The sequence below is a fragment of the Pseudomonas protegens genome, from assembly GCF_013407925.2.
GTDB classification, from domain to species: domain Bacteria; phylum Pseudomonadota; class Gammaproteobacteria; order Pseudomonadales; family Pseudomonadaceae; genus Aquipseudomonas; species Aquipseudomonas fluorescens_AP.
In genome coordinates this window covers 6,162,828-6,179,009 of the sequence record NZ_CP060201.1, presented here as the reverse complement: position 1 = coordinate 6,179,009, position 16,182 = coordinate 6,162,828, and the positions used below count along the sequence as shown (strand labels likewise).

The 16,182-nt window shown below is 65.8% G+C and carries 17 protein-coding genes; 11 read left to right on the top strand and 6 right to left on the bottom strand.

The genetic code is table 11. From position 1 onward, the window contains the following. Nucleotides 1–24: 24 nt before the first annotated feature. The 5 genes from GGI48_RS28560 to GGI48_RS28540 all read left to right on the top strand — a co-directional run bounded on the left by GGI48_RS28560 (nucleotide 25) and on the right by GGI48_RS28540 (nucleotide 5,605). Nucleotides 25–1,089 carry an NAD(P)H-dependent flavin oxidoreductase gene (locus GGI48_RS28560; RefSeq protein WP_047304831.1) on the top strand — a complete coding sequence of 355 codons (1,065 nt, stop codon included), beginning with the start codon at nucleotides 25–27 and terminating at the stop codon, nucleotides 1,087–1,089. Between the two features lie 173 nt (nucleotides 1,090–1,262). Next, entirely contained in the window at nucleotides 1,263–2,030 is a 768-nt protein-coding gene (modA, locus tag GGI48_RS28555) for a molybdate ABC transporter substrate-binding protein (protein WP_260620559.1), read from the top strand. Further along, nucleotides 2,031–2,711 carry a molybdate ABC transporter permease subunit gene (modB, locus tag GGI48_RS28550; protein WP_092314190.1) on the top strand — a complete coding sequence of 227 codons (681 nt, stop codon included), beginning with the start codon at nucleotides 2,031–2,033 and terminating at the stop codon, nucleotides 2,709–2,711. A gap of 3 nt (nucleotides 2,712–2,714) precedes the next feature. Next, nucleotides 2,715–3,797 (top strand): molybdenum ABC transporter ATP-binding protein, encoded by a 1,083-nt coding sequence (gene modC / locus GGI48_RS28545; RefSeq protein ID WP_179601246.1) that lies wholly within the window; start codon nucleotides 2,715–2,717, stop codon nucleotides 3,795–3,797. Nucleotides 3,798–3,964: 167 nt separating this feature from the next. Continuing rightward, nucleotides 3,965–5,605, top strand: a complete 1,641-nt coding sequence (locus GGI48_RS28540) for an ATP-binding cassette domain-containing protein (protein ID WP_179601243.1) — start codon at nucleotides 3,965–3,967, stop codon at nucleotides 5,603–5,605. A gap of 134 nt (nucleotides 5,606–5,739) precedes the next feature. On the opposite strand, the gene GGI48_RS28535 is transcribed toward GGI48_RS28540, so the two are convergent. The 3 genes from GGI48_RS28535 to GGI48_RS28525 form a co-directional block, all read right to left on the bottom strand. Next, nucleotides 5,740–5,898, bottom strand: coding sequence for a hypothetical protein (locus GGI48_RS28535; protein WP_177435124.1), 159 nt, complete (start codon nucleotides 5,896–5,898; stop codon nucleotides 5,740–5,742). Nucleotides 5,899–6,122: 224 nt separating this feature from the next. Continuing rightward, nucleotides 6,123–6,515 (bottom strand): MliC family protein, encoded by a 393-nt coding sequence (locus GGI48_RS28530; protein WP_179601241.1) that lies wholly within the window; start codon nucleotides 6,513–6,515, stop codon nucleotides 6,123–6,125. 193 nt (nucleotides 6,516–6,708) lie between these two features. Continuing rightward, entirely contained in the window at nucleotides 6,709–7,248 is a 540-nt protein-coding gene (locus tag GGI48_RS28525) for a GNAT family N-acetyltransferase (RefSeq protein WP_260620558.1), read from the bottom strand. A gap of 135 nt (nucleotides 7,249–7,383) precedes the next feature. On the opposite strand from GGI48_RS28525, the gene GGI48_RS28520 reads away from it, so the two are divergent. Both GGI48_RS28520 and GGI48_RS28515 read left to right on the top strand, forming a co-directional pair. After that, nucleotides 7,384–7,692, top strand: coding sequence for a hypothetical protein (locus GGI48_RS28520; protein WP_179596129.1), 309 nt, complete (start codon nucleotides 7,384–7,386; stop codon nucleotides 7,690–7,692). After that, nucleotides 7,689–7,898, top strand: coding sequence for a hypothetical protein (locus GGI48_RS28515; RefSeq protein ID WP_179601237.1), 210 nt, complete (start codon nucleotides 7,689–7,691; stop codon nucleotides 7,896–7,898). The genes GGI48_RS28520 and GGI48_RS28515 overlap by 4 nt, the downstream gene beginning before the upstream one ends. A gap of 86 nt (nucleotides 7,899–7,984) precedes the next feature. On the opposite strand, the gene GGI48_RS28510 is transcribed toward GGI48_RS28515, so the two are convergent. From GGI48_RS28510 to GGI48_RS28500, 3 genes are all read right to left on the bottom strand, one after another. Beyond that, a complete protein-coding gene (locus GGI48_RS28510) occupies nucleotides 7,985–8,368 on the bottom strand; it encodes a cytochrome c (RefSeq protein WP_179602176.1) in 384 nt (127 codons plus the stop codon). Between the two features lie 272 nt (nucleotides 8,369–8,640). Continuing rightward, nucleotides 8,641–9,837 carry an MFS transporter gene (locus tag GGI48_RS28505; RefSeq protein ID WP_179601235.1) on the bottom strand — a complete coding sequence of 399 codons (1,197 nt, stop codon included), beginning with the start codon at nucleotides 9,835–9,837 and terminating at the stop codon, nucleotides 8,641–8,643. Nucleotides 9,838–9,854: 17 nt separating this feature from the next. After that, complete coding sequence (locus tag GGI48_RS28500; protein WP_179601233.1) at nucleotides 9,855–10,925, bottom strand: NAD(P)-dependent alcohol dehydrogenase; 1,071 nt, start codon at nucleotides 10,923–10,925, stop codon at nucleotides 9,855–9,857. Nucleotides 10,926–11,085: 160 nt separating this feature from the next. Here GGI48_RS28500 and GGI48_RS28495 point away from each other — a divergent pair, with 160 nt between their 5' ends. The 4 genes from GGI48_RS28495 (at nucleotide 11,086) to GGI48_RS28480 (ending at nucleotide 16,175) form a co-directional block, all read left to right on the top strand. After that, entirely contained in the window at nucleotides 11,086–12,018 is a 933-nt protein-coding gene (locus GGI48_RS28495) for an AraC family transcriptional regulator (RefSeq protein WP_179601231.1), read from the top strand. An 88-nt stretch (nucleotides 12,019–12,106) separates the two neighbouring features. Further along, a complete protein-coding gene (locus GGI48_RS28490; RefSeq protein WP_179601229.1) occupies nucleotides 12,107–12,565 on the top strand; it encodes a (2Fe-2S)-binding protein in 459 nt (152 codons plus the stop codon). Then, on the top strand, nucleotides 12,562–14,805 hold the full coding sequence (locus GGI48_RS28485; protein WP_179601227.1) for a xanthine dehydrogenase family protein molybdopterin-binding subunit: 2,244 nt from the start codon (nucleotides 12,562–12,564) through the stop codon (nucleotides 14,803–14,805). The genes GGI48_RS28490 and GGI48_RS28485 overlap by 4 nt, the downstream gene beginning before the upstream one ends. A 17-nt stretch (nucleotides 14,806–14,822) precedes the next feature. Beyond that, entirely contained in the window at nucleotides 14,823–16,175 is a 1,353-nt protein-coding gene (locus tag GGI48_RS28480; RefSeq protein ID WP_179601225.1) for a cytochrome c, read from the top strand. Nucleotides 16,176–16,182 lie beyond the last annotated feature (7 nt).

The following is a 16,182-nucleotide window of genomic DNA, read 5'->3' as shown; positions in this document are numbered from 1 at the left end:
CCTGCCGACGGAGAACCCTTGCACATGAGCCACTGGACTGATCGCCGCCTCCTCGACCTGCTGGGCATCGAACTGCCCATCATCCAAGCCCCCATGGCCGGGGCCACCGGCGCCGCCATGGTGATCGGCGCCAGCCGCGCCGGCGCCCTGGGCTCGCTGCCCTGCGCCATGCTCAGCCCCGAACAGATTCGCCTGGAGGTGCAGACCATCCGGGCCGCCACCCGCCACCCGCTGAACCTGAACTTCTTCTGCCACTCGATGCCCGCCGTCGACCCCGAGCAGGAGGCCCGCTGGAAAGAGGCCCTGAAACCCTACTACCAGGAGCTGGGAGCGGATTTCGACGCCCCGACGCCCGTCAGCAACCGTGCGCCCTTCGATGACGCCAGTTGCCAGCTGGTGGAGGAACTGCGACCCGAAGTGGTGAGTTTTCACTTCGGCCTGCCGGAGCCGGCGCTACTGGCTCGGGTCAAGGCCACAGGCGCCAAGGTGCTGTCTTCGGCCAGCACCGTGGATGAGGCGCTATGGCTGCAAGCCCACGGTTGCGACGCGATCATCGCCATGGGCTACGAAGCCGGCGGCCATCGGGCGATCTTCCTCAGCGATGACCTCGACACCCAGGTCGGCACCATGGCCCTGGTGCCGCAGATCGTCGATGCCGTGAAGGTGCCGGTCATCGCTGCCGGCGGTATCGGCGACGCCCGGGGCATCGTCGCTGCCCTGGCCCTGGGCGCCTCGGCGGTACAGCTGGGCACCGCCTACCTGTTCACCCCGGAAGCCAAGATCAGCGCGGCCCACCACCGGGCCCTGCGCACCGCCAAGGAAAGCCAGACCGCCCTGACCAACCTGTTCACCGGCCGCCCGGCCCGGGGCATCGTCAACCGGGTGATGCGCGAAATCGGCCCCATCAGCCCGCTGGCTCCGGCCTTTCCCCGCGCCGGTGGCGCCTTGCTGCCGCTCAAGGCCAAGGACGAGGCGGACTTTGCCAACCTGTGGTCCGGCCAGGCCCTGCGCCTGGGCATCGAGCTGCCGGCCTACGAGCTGACCCTGCGCCTGGCCGAACAGACACTGGCCCAGTTGAACAGACGCTGAGGAACAGGGCCGCGACATCGGTCGCGGCCCTGTGCATGGGGGACCGTTTCGCAGTTCCGCTGGCTGGCGATTCGCTATATATTCCGCTATACAGCGCTTCTCCTCGCCTGGCTGCACAGGCCCTGCAATCAGCGCTGGCGCCCGCCCTTCCTTCCCCCCAATGGAGCTGTTTGATGAACCTTCGCGCCTCAGGTTTTGCCCCGACCGGCCTTGCCGCCCTGCTTGCCGTCTTCGCTTTGGGTTCGGCCCAGGCCGCTGAAGTCCAGGTGGCGGTGGCCGCCAACTTCACCGCGCCGATCCAGGCGATTGCCGCCGACTTCGAAAAAGACACCGGCCACAAACTGGTGGCGGCCTACGGGGCCACCGGGCAGTTCTATACCCAGATCAAGAATGGCGCGCCCTTTGAAGTCTTTCTCTCGGCCGACGACAGCGCCCCGCAGAAGCTCGAAAGCGAAGGCGATACGGTCAAGGGCTCGCGCTTCACCTATGCCATCGGCATCCTGGCCCTGTGGTCGGCCAAGCAGGGATATGTCGACAGCAAGGGCCAGGTACTCAAGGACAACCAGTACCAGCACCTGTCCATCGCCAATCCCAAGGCCGCGCCATACGGCCTGGCCGCGACCCAGGTCCTGGCCAAGCTGGGCCTGAGCGATCAGGTCAAGGACAAGATCGTCGAAGGCCAGAACATCACCCAGGCCTACCAGTTCGTCTCCACCGGCAACGCCGAACTGGGCTTTGTCGCCTTGTCACAGATCTACAAGGACGGCAAAGTCAGCAGCGGTTCGGCCTGGATAGTGCCCGCCCAGATGCATGACCCGATCAAGCAGGATGCAGTGATCCTCAACAAGGGCAAGGACAACCCGGCCGCCCAGGCGCTGGTCGACTACCTCAAGGGCCCGAAAGCCGCCGCCATCATCAAGTCCTACGGTTATCAACTGTAAATGAGCCTGTCGAGTGCCGATTTTTCCGCCATCTGGCTGACCCTGAAGCTGGCGTCCCTGACCACGCTGATCCTGCTGGTGGTCGGCACTCCGATTGCCCTGTGGCTGTCGCGCACCCGTTCCTGGCTGCGCGGGCCGGTCGGTGCGGTGGTGGCCCTGCCCCTGGTGCTGCCCCCCACGGTGATCGGTTTCTACCTGCTGCTGGCCCTGGGGCCCAACGGCTTTTTCGGCCAGCTCACCCAATCCCTCGGATTGGGCACCCTGACCTTCAGTTTCAGCGGCCTGGTGCTGGGCTCGGTGATCTATTCCATGCCCTTCGTCGTGCAACCGCTGCAAAACGCCTTTTCCGCCATCGGCAGTCGCCCGCTGGAGGTCGCCGCCACCTTGCGCGCCGGCCCTTGGGACAGTTTTTTCACGGTGATCCTGCCCCTGGCGCGGCCGGGCTTCATCACCGCCTCGATCCTCGGCTTTGCCCACACCGTCGGCGAGTTCGGCGTGGTGCTGATGATCGGCGGCAACATTCCCGACAAGACCCGGGTGGTGTCGGTACAGATCTACGACCACGTCGAGGCCATGGAGTATGCCCAGGCCCACTGGCTGGCCGGAGCCATGCTGGTGTTCTCGTTCCTGGTGCTGCTGGCGCTGTATTCCAGCCGCAAGACCAAAGCCGGCTGGAGCTGAGCCATGAGCCTGCACATCAAGCTGCACCTGGACTACCAGGACTTCGACCTGGACCTGGACCTGCAACTGCCGGGCCGTGGGGTCACCGCGCTCTATGGCCACTCCGGATCCGGCAAGACCACCTGCCTGCGCTGCATCGCCGGCCTGGAAAAGGCCGGGCGCGGGCGCATCCAGATCAACGACGAGGTCTGGCAGGACAGCCGGCAACGGCTGTTCGTCCCACCGCACAAGCGCTCCCTGGGCTATGTGTTCCAGGAGGCCAGTCTGTTTGCCCACCTGTCGGTGCAGGCCAACCTGGAGTTCGGCCTGCGCCGCATCCCCAAGACGCAGCGCCGGGTGGACATGGCCCAGGCCACCGAGCTGCTGGGCATCGGCCATTTGCTGCAGCGCCATCCACAGCACCTCTCGGGCGGCGAGCGCCAGCGCATCGGCATCGCCCGGGCCTTGCTCACCAGCCCGCGCTTGCTGCTGATGGACGAGCCCCTGGCGGCCCTGGACTCCAAACGCAAGGGCGAAATCCTGCCTTACCTGGAGCGCCTGCACGACGAACTGGATATCCCGGTGCTCTACGTCAGTCACTCCCAGGACGAAGTGGCACGCCTGGCCGACTACATCGTCCTGCTCAGCGCGGGCCGCGCCCTGGCCAGCGGCCCCATCGGCCAGACCCTGGCACGCCTGGACCTGCCCCTGGCCCTGGGCGACGATGCCGGCGTGGTGGTCGAGGGCCGGGTCAACCACTACGACCCGAGCTATCAACTGCTGACCCTGCAACTGCCCGACAGCCCATTGCAGGTACGCGTGACCCACGGTCCGCTGGCCCAGGGCAAGGCCCTGCGTTTCAAGATCCAGGCCCGGGACGTCAGCCTGAGCCTACAGGCCGGCGAACGCAGCAGTATCCTCAACCGCCTGCCGGTGACCGTGCGCGAAGAGATCCCCGCCGACAACGCCGCCCACGTCCTGGTGCGCCTGGACGCGGCGGGCACGCCGCTGCTGGCGCGCATCACCCGTTACTCCCGGGATCAGCTCGACCTGCATCCCGGCCAGCAGCTCTGGGCCCAGATCAAGGCGGTGGCGGTTCTGGCTTGAAGCCATCAGCGCCCTTGCCAGGGCCCCGGGTCCGGCGTTAGGCTGCGCGCCTTCCTTGCCGTCCCAGGACGATTGCCGACGTGAACAACTAAGCCTTCCAAAATGTATCCGCGACGAGCCCTTCAACCGCGCTCGTTGGTCTGTTGCCACATTTTTCGGAGGTGCTGATGACTCACGTCAAACGGCTGCCTGCGCTGGTTTCACTGAACCGGCTGACTTATCAATTCGCCCATGGCGACACCCTGTTCGATGCCCTGAACCTGAGTTTCGATGGCCTGCCCACGGCCATAGTCGGGCGCAATGGCGTGGGCAAATCCCTGCTGCTGCGCCTGATCGCCGGCGAACTGCAACCCTCTTCGGGCAGCGTCCAGTGCTCGGCCCGCCTGACCCATGTGCCCCAGGACCCGCGACCGGCAGCGCGGCAGACGCTGGCCGAGGTCGCCGGGCTGGCCGCAGCCCTGCACGCCCTGCAACGCCTGGCGGCCGGCACCGCGACCGCGGAGGATTGGCAACACGTCGATGGCCGCTGGGACCTGGCCGAGCGCCTGCGTCAGGCCCTGGATCAAGCCGGCCTGGAACGACTGCAACCGGAAGATCCGGCCACGACCTTGAGCGGCGGGCAACTGGCCCGGGTGGTGCTGATCGGCGCTCTGCTCAGCGACGCCGACTTGCTGTTGCTTGACGAACCCAGCAACCACCTGGACCGGGCCGGACGCCATTGGTTGATGGAGCAACTGCAACACTGGCGCGGCGGACTGATTCTGGTCAGCCATGACCGCCCGTTGCTGATGCAGGTGCAGCGCATCGTCGAACTCGGCCCCCAGGGCGCCCGGGTCTACGGCGGCAACTACGCGCTGTTCCAGGCCCAGCGCCAGGCCCATGAACATGCTGCCCAGGCGACCCTGGAACAGGCGCGCACCCAACGCAGTCGCGAGCACAAGCGCCTGCAGCGCGAGCACGACACCATCCAGCGCCATGCCGCGGCTTCGCGCAAGCACGCCAAGACCGCCAATATCTCCAGCTTTGAACGGGCCAAGATACTCGGCGCCGCCCGCGACATCATGGGCCAGGTGCGGCACCAGCATCAGGGCCACAAAAGCGCCCTCGACCAACAGGTTCGCGAGGCCTACGCCCGGGTCGCCCCTGAGCAGCCGACCCTGCTCAGCCTGCCCGAAACCCGCCTGGCGGCCGGCCAGACGTTGTTCAACCTGCAGCGGGCGCAACTGCCCTGGCTGGACAGCGGGTCGCCGGCGACCTATCTCACCGCCAACCTCAGCGGTCCGGCACGCATCGCCCTGGTCGGTCCCAACGGTTGCGGAAAATCCACCTTGCTGAAGATGCTGGCCGGGTACCTGCAGCCGCTCAGTGGCCACTGCCGGGTGGCGGTGGCCAGCGCCTATCTGGATCAGCACCTGTGGCAATTGGCCGCCGAGCACTCGCTGCTCGCGCAGTTGCATGGCGGCGCCACGCCCCTGGAGGAAAGCACCTTGCGCACCTGGCTGGCGCGGTTGCAGCTCGATGCCCGTCGGGTGCAGCAACCCTGCGCCCTGCTCAGCGGCGGCGAACGCTTGAAGGCGGCCCTGGCGCTGGCGTTGTGGGCCGGCAACCCGGCGCAGCTGTTGCTGCTCGATGAGCCCACCAACCACCTGGACCTGGAGTCGGTACAGGCCTTTGAGCAAGCGCTGCGGGACTTTCCCGGCGCGCTAGTGGTGGCCTCCCACGATGAGGCCTTTCTCCGGGCCCTGGCGCCGACCCATGAGTGGCAATGGTCAGCCCGCGGCTGGCAGCTGCGCGAGTGTCGGCCGTGAACCAGCGCTGCCCGCCAGCGCGTCGCCCGCCCTGTACCAAACGCCAAGCGCCTGCCAGCCGCCAAGACCCGGCGCCGGCCATGCGCGGCTGAGCACCCGGCACAAAAAGCCCCGCTCTGTGGCGGGGCTTGGGCTTAGGGCTTCAAGGGACGCTCTTCATCCAGCTCGGAGAGGCTCTTGCCGTCGTCCGGGTGTTTCCAGGTCTGCGGTGGCGGCTCGCGGTGTTCGACTTCGTGCTGCTGCGCTTCATCGCTGCGTTCATGCTCGTAAGGGCGTTGCTCTGGCGTTGTCATGCCCACCTCTCTTCCTGAAGGGATTTTTCACTGCCCTGTTCAGGTTAGAACAGATCCGGCGAGCACCCGCTTTCGTCGAGCGGACCACCGCCGGTCAAGATGAAATTTCCTTCACCCAAGGGCCGAACGCGCCTGTGTATAGTCGCTTTGCTCATTCAAGCAACTACGTTCGCCCGCCCTCTCCCGCGGGCTTTTTTTTGCCGGCCACAAAGACCGGCAACGGCTCACTGCGGGTCGATCTCCTGGCAGTCCTTGAGCAGTGTCTCCTCCTCGGCGGTGTGGTCGGCCTCAAGGAGCGACAAGACCCCCTGCTTGCCCTTGGTATGCCAGCGGAAGCTGTTCTGCTCGTCATCGGCGATATACAGCGCCCCGGAACCCGAGCGGGCGATGTGCATGGGAATCAATTGGTCCTTGTAGTGGAGCGTGGCGAACGAGGTGCCATTGTCGATGTTCAGATAGGCCGCCTCGATGCGCACATTGCCCTCGCACCGATAGCGCGCCACCTGGCTCTGATAGGTCGGCTCAGGGGCGGGTGACTGAGCCTGGGCAGCCTCGGTCAGAATCGGCAAGGCCGAAGCCAAAGCCACGGCGCAGAGCGTTGCGAGACGAGTTTTCATGGTGTTTCCCCCGGATGGTCAAAGATGCCCCATGGGACTGGTGACAGCGATTTTAGTTCATGGCCGAACGGCTTCACCCCGGGCTGCCAAGCGTCCAGCACAGCGCTGGCTCAGGTGCCGGACGGGCGCTCGCGCCCCCGGATTTGGACGCCCCACCCCACCCGCACACAGCGCGCTACTGCCAATCTTTTTCTCAGACTGACACCGGAGGCTCGACCTGATCGCGGGGCATCAGGGTCAGGTAGTCCTCAAGAGAATCCGAGGACAGCGGCTTGATCATGATGCGCACCCGGTGCCGCAGCCGGCCTAGCTCGATCCCATCACGGGTACGAGCCTCAACATAGCCGCAGGCTCTCCAGAAGCCCTCGGCCCGGACGTTATCGAACACCACGCTCAGGCGCAGCCAGCGCGCGCCCAGGCCGGCCGCCCAGTCTTCCAGCTCGCGATGCAACTGCCGGGCAATGCCCCGGCCCTGCAGCGAGCCGGCCAGCATGAACAGACCAATGTGCCAAACCCCGGGCGCCAGCAGATCGCTGACGATACTGACCATGGCCACCAGAGTACCTGCCCCGTCGAAGTAACCGATCTTCCACTTGCGAGTGAAGGACCAGCCCTCTGGCAAGCAGTCATCGATTTCATCGCGGGCTTCGTCCGGCTGCGGCGCACAGCCATGAACAATGTGGAAGTAGTCCGGATTCTCAACGAAGAACGCCTGCAACCGCTCGACATCCAACAGGCTTATCTCCCTGACCAGCAGTCCAGTGGATGAATGAGGCAATGGTCCTTGTTGCATCGAGTAACGCTCCGAAAGGGCCACAAGACCCGTGCATGAAAAGGCGATCCTAGCGCTCCCTGCGCAACCGGCGACATGGTCAATTTGTTGAAAAAATGTATAACGTCCGTGGTGGCCTGCATCTGGATTTTCATGGCGAGCTGTGGGATGAGCCCGTCGATTCGCCCCAGTGAGCCCCAGGACCACAATGCCTCGCTGATCCAGAAAGCCGTCATGCTGATGGAGGAAGCAGGAGAGATCGCCCGCCTCATCGACACGATGCCGCGGCTGCCGGCTCTTGTGCGCTCGGTTGATCTATCAGCGCGTGCGCGGGTGCTCTTGCGACATCCAGAGCGTGGTAGCCTTCGCGCTGATTCTCAAGCGCCGTGGAAACCGATCGAATGACCAAGAAACAGCCGGCACAGAGCAGCGCCGTGACTGCTGCCGATATCGAGCGATCCATACAGGCCCTCAACAAAATGGCTGAGCGCCTGTGGGGAGAGGGCCGGGAAGCGGAGGCCCAGGCCCTGATCAATGCCCTGGACGGATTAAACCGGGCACTGGATCGGATCAGGATTGGAGAGAGCCGCAAGATTGTCACCCTGCATTGAGGCGTAACCAGCGCCACTGTCCTGATCAAGCTTGAGCGGCCGGGGGTGTTGACCTCAAGGGGTGCGCTATCGCCGCCCCGACACCATCAGCGGCTTTTGGCGATGACCTCGCTCATGTACTGATTCAAGTCGCGAAAGTCCTTAACGCTCCAAGGGTGGGACGGGATCTTTACCCCGTTCTCGCGCAAGGTTCTGGGGATCAAGTCGCCATTGGGACGCAGGATCACTGAAGAGACAATCACGCCCGGATAATCATTGAGGCGCTTTTTGAACGCGGCGGTGGTCAGATCCGGTGTCGGCGGGTTGCTTTTATGCGCCAACGGGCCCGTGCCCTTGATGTCCGCTCCATGACACACCGCGCATCGCTGTAGATAGAGGCTTTTGCCATTGGCGTTCTCCGCCACCGACAGCGGGGTTTGAATGAGCGACAGGAACCCGAGTGAGGCGATAAACAGTATTTTTATATTCATTTCCATATGGCCTTGTTGAATAAAACAGTGCTGTATCGAGGGCAAACACGGCAGTGCTCCGCGCCCATGAAAGCAACCCATGGATTTCACCGAGCAAGCGCTGCCGCCGCCTGAAAGCCGGCCATTCTCTTTCGACACACCCTGGCTTGCAACGGTCTTGCTCGGGGCTCATGAACGGCGCCGGATCCATGCTTGCCACGCCCATCTCGCCCCAGGCGGTTGCCCGCCAGCCTGGGTGCATGCGCCCAGGCCCTGAGTCTGCACCGATCTCGTCAGCCCCTGGCGTTCGCCCCGGCCAGGCTCATTTCAGTGGCGCTGCGCCCGGCCAGCCAAGCCAGCACCGAAGCGCCGACCAGCACCACTGCGCTCAGCTCGAAGGTGGCGCGATAGCCGCTCAGATCAAAGGCCAGGCCGCCAATGATCGCCCCACCGGCGATAGCCAGTTGCACAATGGCCACCAGCAAGCCGCCTCCGGCTTCGGCATCATCGGGCAGCGTTTGCGCCAGCCAGGTCCACCAGCCAACGGGAGCAGCCGTGGCGACCAGCCCCCATGCGCCGAGCAGCAACGCGGTCAGCAGCGGCGATGCGCCGAAGTTCACCAGCGCCAGTGCGATGACCGCCATGCCCAGGGGGATGAGCGTCAGGGTGCGGTAGAGGCCATTGCCCATGAATCTTTCGATCACACAGGTGCCGATGAAACCTGCCACTCCCAGCCCCAGCAGCATGAAGGACAAGGTGGACACGCTGACGCCGGTGACGACCTCCAGAAATGGCCGCAGGTAAGTGAACAGCATGAACTGCCCCATGAAAAACACGCTGACGGCGAGCATGCCCAGGGCGACCGGCGACTGCTTCATCAGCCGCAAGACGTTGCCGCTCGCCGCCCGGCGCTCGACCGTGAAGGACGGAAGGCTGATCAGCAGCCACACGGCGGCCAGCGTCGCGACAGGCACCACGCAGAAAAATGCGCCGCGCCAGCCTATCAGCGAGCCCAGGAAGCTGCCCGCCGGGGCGGCGATAACCGTGGCCAGAGCATTGCCCCCGTTGACCATGGCCAGCGCCCGGGGAACCTGATCAGGCCGCACCAGGCGCATGGCGGTGGCCGCCGACAGTGACCAGAAACCGCCGATGGCGATGCCGATCAGGGCACGTCCGAACATGAACCAGAGGTAGCCCGGCGCAAGGGCGACCAGCGTGCCCGACACCATCATCAGCAGGGTCAGGCACAGCAGCAGCCTCTTGCGCTCGACCCGAGCGGCAATCGCGGCAATCACCAGGCTGGTGACCAGGGCAAAGGCCCCGGACACGGAAATGCCCTGCCCGGCCTGGCCTTCGGTGATGTGCAGGTCTGCGGCGATGGGCGTCAGCAGGCTGACGGGCATGAACTCTGAAGCGACCAGGGCGAATGCGGCCAGGGACATGGCCAGCACGGCGCTCCAGCCGGTCTTTTCTGCGGAACGAAAGGTCATTGACTCTACCTGTGCAGCTAAGGGCGGGTGGGTGTGGCGGTTGGCGCCAGCGTCGCGTTATCGATCACGAAACGGTACTGGACGTCGCCCCGGAGCATCCGCTCGTAAGCCTGATTGATGTGTTGCGCAGCGATCAGCTCGATGTCCGCGACGATGCCGTGCTCGGCGCAGAAATCGAGCATCTCCTGGGTTTGCGCGATACCGCCGATCATCGATCCGGCCAGGGTGCGGCGCTTCATGATCAGGTTGAACACGTTGGGCGCGGGGTGCGGCGAGGCCGGCGCGCCCACCAGGACCATCGCGCCATCGCGCTTGAGCAGCACCAGCAAGGCATCCAGGTCGTGGGGCGCGGCGACGGTGTTGATGATCAGGTCGAAGCTTTGCAGGTGCGCGGCCATCTGCCCGGCATCGCTTGAGATCACCACGTCATCGGCGCCGAGGCTTTTGGCCGCCTCGCGCTTGGACTGGGAGGTGGTGAAAGCCACCACCTGCGCGCCCAACGCGTGGGCCAGTTTGATGCCCATGTGGCCCAGGCCACCGATGCCCACCACGCCGACTTTTTTCCCGGGCCCGGCCTGCCAGTGCCGCAGCGGCGACCAGGTGGTGATGCCAGCACAGAGCAGCGGCGCCACGGCCGCCAACTGCGCCTCGGGGTGGCGAATACGCAGCACGTAGCGCTGATGCACGACGATCGCCTGGGAGTAGCCACCGAGCGTCCAGCCCGGCGCGTCGGGCGTGGCGAAGTTGTAGGTGCCAATCATGCCGTCGCAGTAGTTCTCAAGGCCTTCGGCGCACTCCTGGCATTGCTTGCAGCTGTCGACGATGCAGCCCACGCCGACCCGATCGCCCGGGGCGAAGCCGATGACCTGGCGGCCCACGGCGGCGACCCGGCCGACGATCTCGTGACCGGGCACACAGGGAAATTTCGTCCCGGCCCATTCGCCGCGCACCTGGTGCAGGTCCGAGTGGCAGATGCCGCAATAGGCAATCTCGATCAGCACATCGTCCGGGCCGGGATGGCGCCGCTCGATACGCAGGGATTCAAGGGGTTGGTCGCCCGCCTGGGCGCCATAAGCTAAGACATGCATGGAGGCTCTCCGCTAACCGTTCGCCGCATTCTCCCGCTCGGCCCGCCCCTGCCCTAGTGCATTGCTCTTGAATACTTGCCTAATCCTATGGGGATGCAGGGGGATGGATAGGAAACCCCGATGGCGCGGATTAGAGTTCGCTCAACAGGAGCCATCCGCCATGAGCCACAGCAATTCGCGCGCCCCATCGCCTCTGGCGCTGAACATCGACCCGCGCGTCAGCGCGCCCGGAGACTTCGCCACCGCCCTCCCCGGCCTGTCGCTGTTTCGTCGCGACCGGCCGGCGCCCCCTGCCGTGTGCATGATCGAGCCGAGCCTGGTGCTGGTGGGGCGTGGGGAAAAGCGCTTGTGGGTCGGCGGCGAAGGCTACAGCTATGCCCCTTCGCGGTTTCTGCTCACCTCGCTGGACCTGCCGGCCAACTCCGAAGTGATGCTCGCCAGCCCCGAGCAACCCTGCGTCGGGCTGGTGCTCAAACTCGACGTCAGTCTGCTTGCCGAGGTGATCAGCCAGTGCGGCTTGCCGGCGCAGCGCCAACCCTCCTCGGGCAGCGGCGTTGGCATTGGCACCTTGTCGTGCGCTCTGGAAGACGCGCTTGATCGTCTGCTGGCCCTGCTCGATGAACCCGAGGCGATCCCGGTGCTGGCGCCGCTGATTCTGCGGGAGATCCACTACCGGCTGCTCAATACCGATCAGGGTCCGCGGCTGCGGCAGATCATTGCCGTCGACGGCCAGGGTTACCGCATTGCCAAAGCCATCGACTGGCTCAAGGTCAACTACACCACGGCGCTGCGCATCGATGAGCTGGCGGCGCGGGTACAGATGAGCGCCCCGACTTTTCACCACCACTTCCGCCAGCTCACCGGCATGAGCCCGCTGCGCTACCAGAAGTGGCTGCGGCTGAACGAGGCCCGTCGGCTAATGTTGATGGAGCGCCTGGACGTTTCGCGGGCGGCGTTCGCCGTCGGCTATGAGAGCCCTTCGCAGTTCAGCCGTGAATATGGCCGCCTGTTCGGCGCCGCGCCCAGTCGTGACATTGGGCTGCTGCGTGGAGCGCCGGTTGCGGCAGACGCGCTCGGCAACCGGGCAGGTTGAGCCGAGCAGCAGCTTTACCGCTGATGCGCCTTGCTGCGTGTCAGTCCTTATAACAATGCCCTTCAACCGATGATCCAGCGGGTGAGCCATGGAACTGAGAATCAACCAGAAGACCTATCAGGTCGATGCCGACGCCGATACGCCCTTGCTTTGGGTGATCCGCGATGATCTGGGCATGACCGGCACCAAGTACGGCTGCGGGCTGGCGCAATGCGGCGCCTGTTCCGTGCTGGTGGACGGCAATGTGGTGCGTTCGTGCGTGACGCCGGTGGCCGGGGTGGTCGGCCGGGAGGTCACCACCATCGAGGCCATCGAAGCCGATGAGGTGGGCAAGCGGGTCGTTGCCACCTGGGTCGATCTGCAGGTCGCCCAGTGCGGCTACTGCCAGTCCGGACAGGTGATGGCGGCCACGGCGCTGCTCAAGCAGAACCCCGAGCCGAGCGACGCGCAGATCCGGGCGGCGATGGTCAATCTGTGCCGCTGCGGGACTTACAACGCCATCCATGCTGCCCTGCATGAGCTGGCCGGCAAGAGGAACCTGTCATGAAGCCGACTATCGATCCTGCCCTGGAGGCCTCGGCGCTGGCCCTGCACGATCCGGTCAATGTGTCGCGCCGGCGCTTTTTGACCGGCACCGCCGTCGGCGCGCTGGTGCTGGGCTTCGGCCTGCCGCTGGGTTCGCCCCGGGTGCAAGCGGCGACGCCTGCCGCGCGCGGCACCCAGGTCCCGGCGTTCCTGGAAATCCGCCCGGACAACCGCGTGCGCCTGCTGTGTCCGTTCATGGAAGGGGGTCAGGGCACCTTCACCGCGATGGCGCAGATCGTCGGTGAAGAACTGGACGCCGACCCGGCGAGCTTCCTGGTGGAGGCCGCGCCACCCGGCGAGGCCTATGTGGTCATGGACAACGGCATGCGCATCACCGGCGGCAGCATGTCGGTGCGCATGAGCTACCCGGTGATGCGCCGCCTCGGTGCCCTGGCCCGCGCCATGCTGTTGCAGGCGGGCGCATTGCAGCTGGGGGTGGCGGTGAGCGAGTTGAGCACCGAGCCTGGCAAAGTGCTGCATGCCGCGTCGGGCCGCGCGTTGACCTACGGTGAACTGGCCGAGCGGGCAATGGACCTGCCGGTTCCCGATCCGGCCTCGGTGCCACTGCGCGACCCGAGCCGGTTCCGCTGGATCGGCAAGCCGGTCAAGCGCGTCGATGCCTATGACAAGTCCACGGGCAAGGCGCTCTACAGCATCGACCTACAGGTCGAGGGCATGCTGCATGCCGCTGTTCAGCATGCGCCCCGCCTGGGCATGACCGTGGGCGGTTTGCGCAACGAAGAGCAGGTCAAGGCGATGAAAGGCGTGCACTCGGTGCATCGTCTGCCGGGCGCCGTGGCGGTGGTCGCCGAACGCTGGTGGCACGCCAAACGCGCGGTGGAGGCGATTCAGGTCGACTGGCTGGAGCCGGCGCCCGACAGCAAGGTGCGGCCGATGCCCAAAGACTTTTCCAGCGACGGCTGGATCCAGCGCCTTGCCAAGGAAAAGGGCCCGGCCAGGGACGACGAAAACCTGGGCGACGCGGCGTCGATTCTGGCCAGCGCCAAGACCCGGATCGACGCCGCGTACCACAACCAGTACCTGAACCACGGGCAGCTGGAACCGCCTTCGGCGCTGGCCAGATTCAACCCCGACGGTTCGCTGGAGGTCTGGCTGCCGAACCAGGCGCCGGACATGTTCCTTGCCGACATCGCCAAGCGCACCGGGCTGGATCCGTCGCGCATCACCTTGCATTCGCCACTGCTGGGGGGATTCTTCGGTCGGCATTTCCTCTACGACGCGGCCAGTCCCTATCCCCAGGCGATCGAGCTGGCCAAGGCGGTTGGCCGCCCGGTGAAACTGATCTGGAGCCGGGAGGAAGAGTTCCTGCGTGACGTGCTGCGTCCGGTGGCCGCGGTGAATTTCCGCGCCGCGCTGGATAACGACGGCTGGCCGCTGGCAATCGAAGCGATCAGCGCCACCGAGGGGCCGACCGAGGCCCTGGCCGGCCGCCAGGGTGAAAAGCTCGACCCCACGGCGCTGGAAGGCTTGTCGGGCAAGTCCTACGCGATTCCCCACAAGCGGATCGCGCAGATCTACGTCAAGGGCCCGGCCATGTTGGGTTACTGGCGTTCGGTGGGTAATTCCCTCAACGACTTTTTCTATGAGTCCTTCCTCGACGAGTTGGCCGACAAGGGAGGCAAGGACCCGTTCGAACTGCGCCTGCATCTGCTGCGGGACAATCAGCGCCTGACCACACTGCTGCGGGCGGTGGGTGATCTGTCGGGAGGCTGGAAGCGCGGACCCTTTACCGCCGAGGACGGCACCCGGCGCGCGCGAGGCGTGGCCATGGCGTCGCCGTTCGGCACCCAGACCGCGGTGATTGCCGAAGTCTCCATCGAGAACGGGCAAGTCAAGGTGCACGACATCTGGCAGGCGATCGACCCCGGCAGCATCGTCAATCCGGCGATTGTCGAGGCTCAAGTCAACGGCGCCGTGGCGCTGGGGCTGTCGCAGACACTGGTGGAGGAGTCGGTGTGGGTCGATGGCCGGCCTCGTGCTCGCAACTACGACTTGTATCCGATCCTGCCGCCTGCGCGGATGGCACGGGTGCACGTGCGAGTGGTCGAGAGCGGGGAAAAAATGGGCGGTATCGGCGAGCCGCCGTTGCCCGCGGTGGCGCCGGCCGTCGTGAACGCGGTGGCGGCGCTGACGGGACAGCGGGTCCGCAGCCTGCCCATGAGCCGCCACACCTTCACCTGATCAGCGCCGGAGCGCCCATGAATAACCGCCGATTCGCAACAACCGCTGGCTGGCTGACCGTGCCGTGCCTGATCGTGGCCGGCCTGCTGGCCTGGTACGTCACGCACGAGCCCGCCTCGGCGCTTGCCAGCCCCCCGACCACCCTGGCCGACATCGACCCGGCGCTGGTCGCCCGCGGCGAATACGTCGCCCGGCTCAGCGATTGCGTGGCTTGCCACAGCGTACCGGGCGGCGCGCCGTTCGCCGGGGGCCTGGAAATGGCCACGCCGCTGGGCGCGATCCATGCGACCAATATCACGCCGGACACGGACACCGGCATCGGCCGCTACAGCCTGGCGGACTTCGACCGGGCCGTGCGCCACGGTGTGGCCCCCGGCGCCAGCCGCTTGTACCCGGCGATGCCCTACCCGTCCTACGCCAAGCTCAGTGATGACGACGTGCGGGCGCTGTACGCGTTCTTCATGAAAGACGTGGCGCCGGTCAGACAGGCGAACATCCCGAGCGCCATTCCCTGGCCCCTGAACCTGCGCTGGCCGATTGCACTGTGGAACGCTGTGTTCGTCGACGCCGAGCCCTACGTGGCCAAACCGACCCAGGATGCTGTGTGGAACCGCGGCGCTTACCTCGTTCAGGGCCCCGGGCACTGCGGCAGTTGTCATACGCCCCGCGGCCTGGCGTTCAACGAGAAGGCGCTGGATGAGTCGGCAGCGCCGTTCCTCGCGGGCGCCTTGCTCGATGGCTGGTATGCGCCAAGCCTGCGTGCCGACCACAACACCGGCCTGGGCCGCTGGAGCGAAGCGCAGATCGTGCAGTTCCTCAAGACCGGCCGCAACCAGCACGCGGTGGTCTACGGCTCGATGACCGAGGCGTTCAACAACTCCACCCAGTTCATGACCGACCCAGACCTGATGGCCATTGCCCGTTACCTCAAGTCGCTGCCTGGGGACCCCGGGCGAGACGGCCCGCCCTGGCAGTATCAAGAGCTGCGGACCGCGACCGGGCCCGACGCGCCTGGCGCCCACATCTACATGACGCATTGCGCCTCGTGCCACGGCCTGGACGGCAAGGGACAAGGCGAATGGATGCCGCCGCTGGCGGGGGCTACCTCTGCCCTGGCCAAGGAGAGCGCCTCGGCGATCAACATCACCCTGAACGCTGCGCAGCGTGTCGTGGCCGCGGGGGTGCCGGACGCCTATCGCATGCCGGCCTTGCGTGAACAGTTGTCCGATCAGCAGATCGCCGAGGTCCTGACCTTCGTGCGCAGCGCCTGGGGCAATCATGGCGGCGCCGTCGAAGCCCGGGCAGTGAGCCAGTTGCGGCAACGCACCGATCCGGCCAGCAGCAGCCCGATCATCCTGCATATGCGCTAGAGGAGAG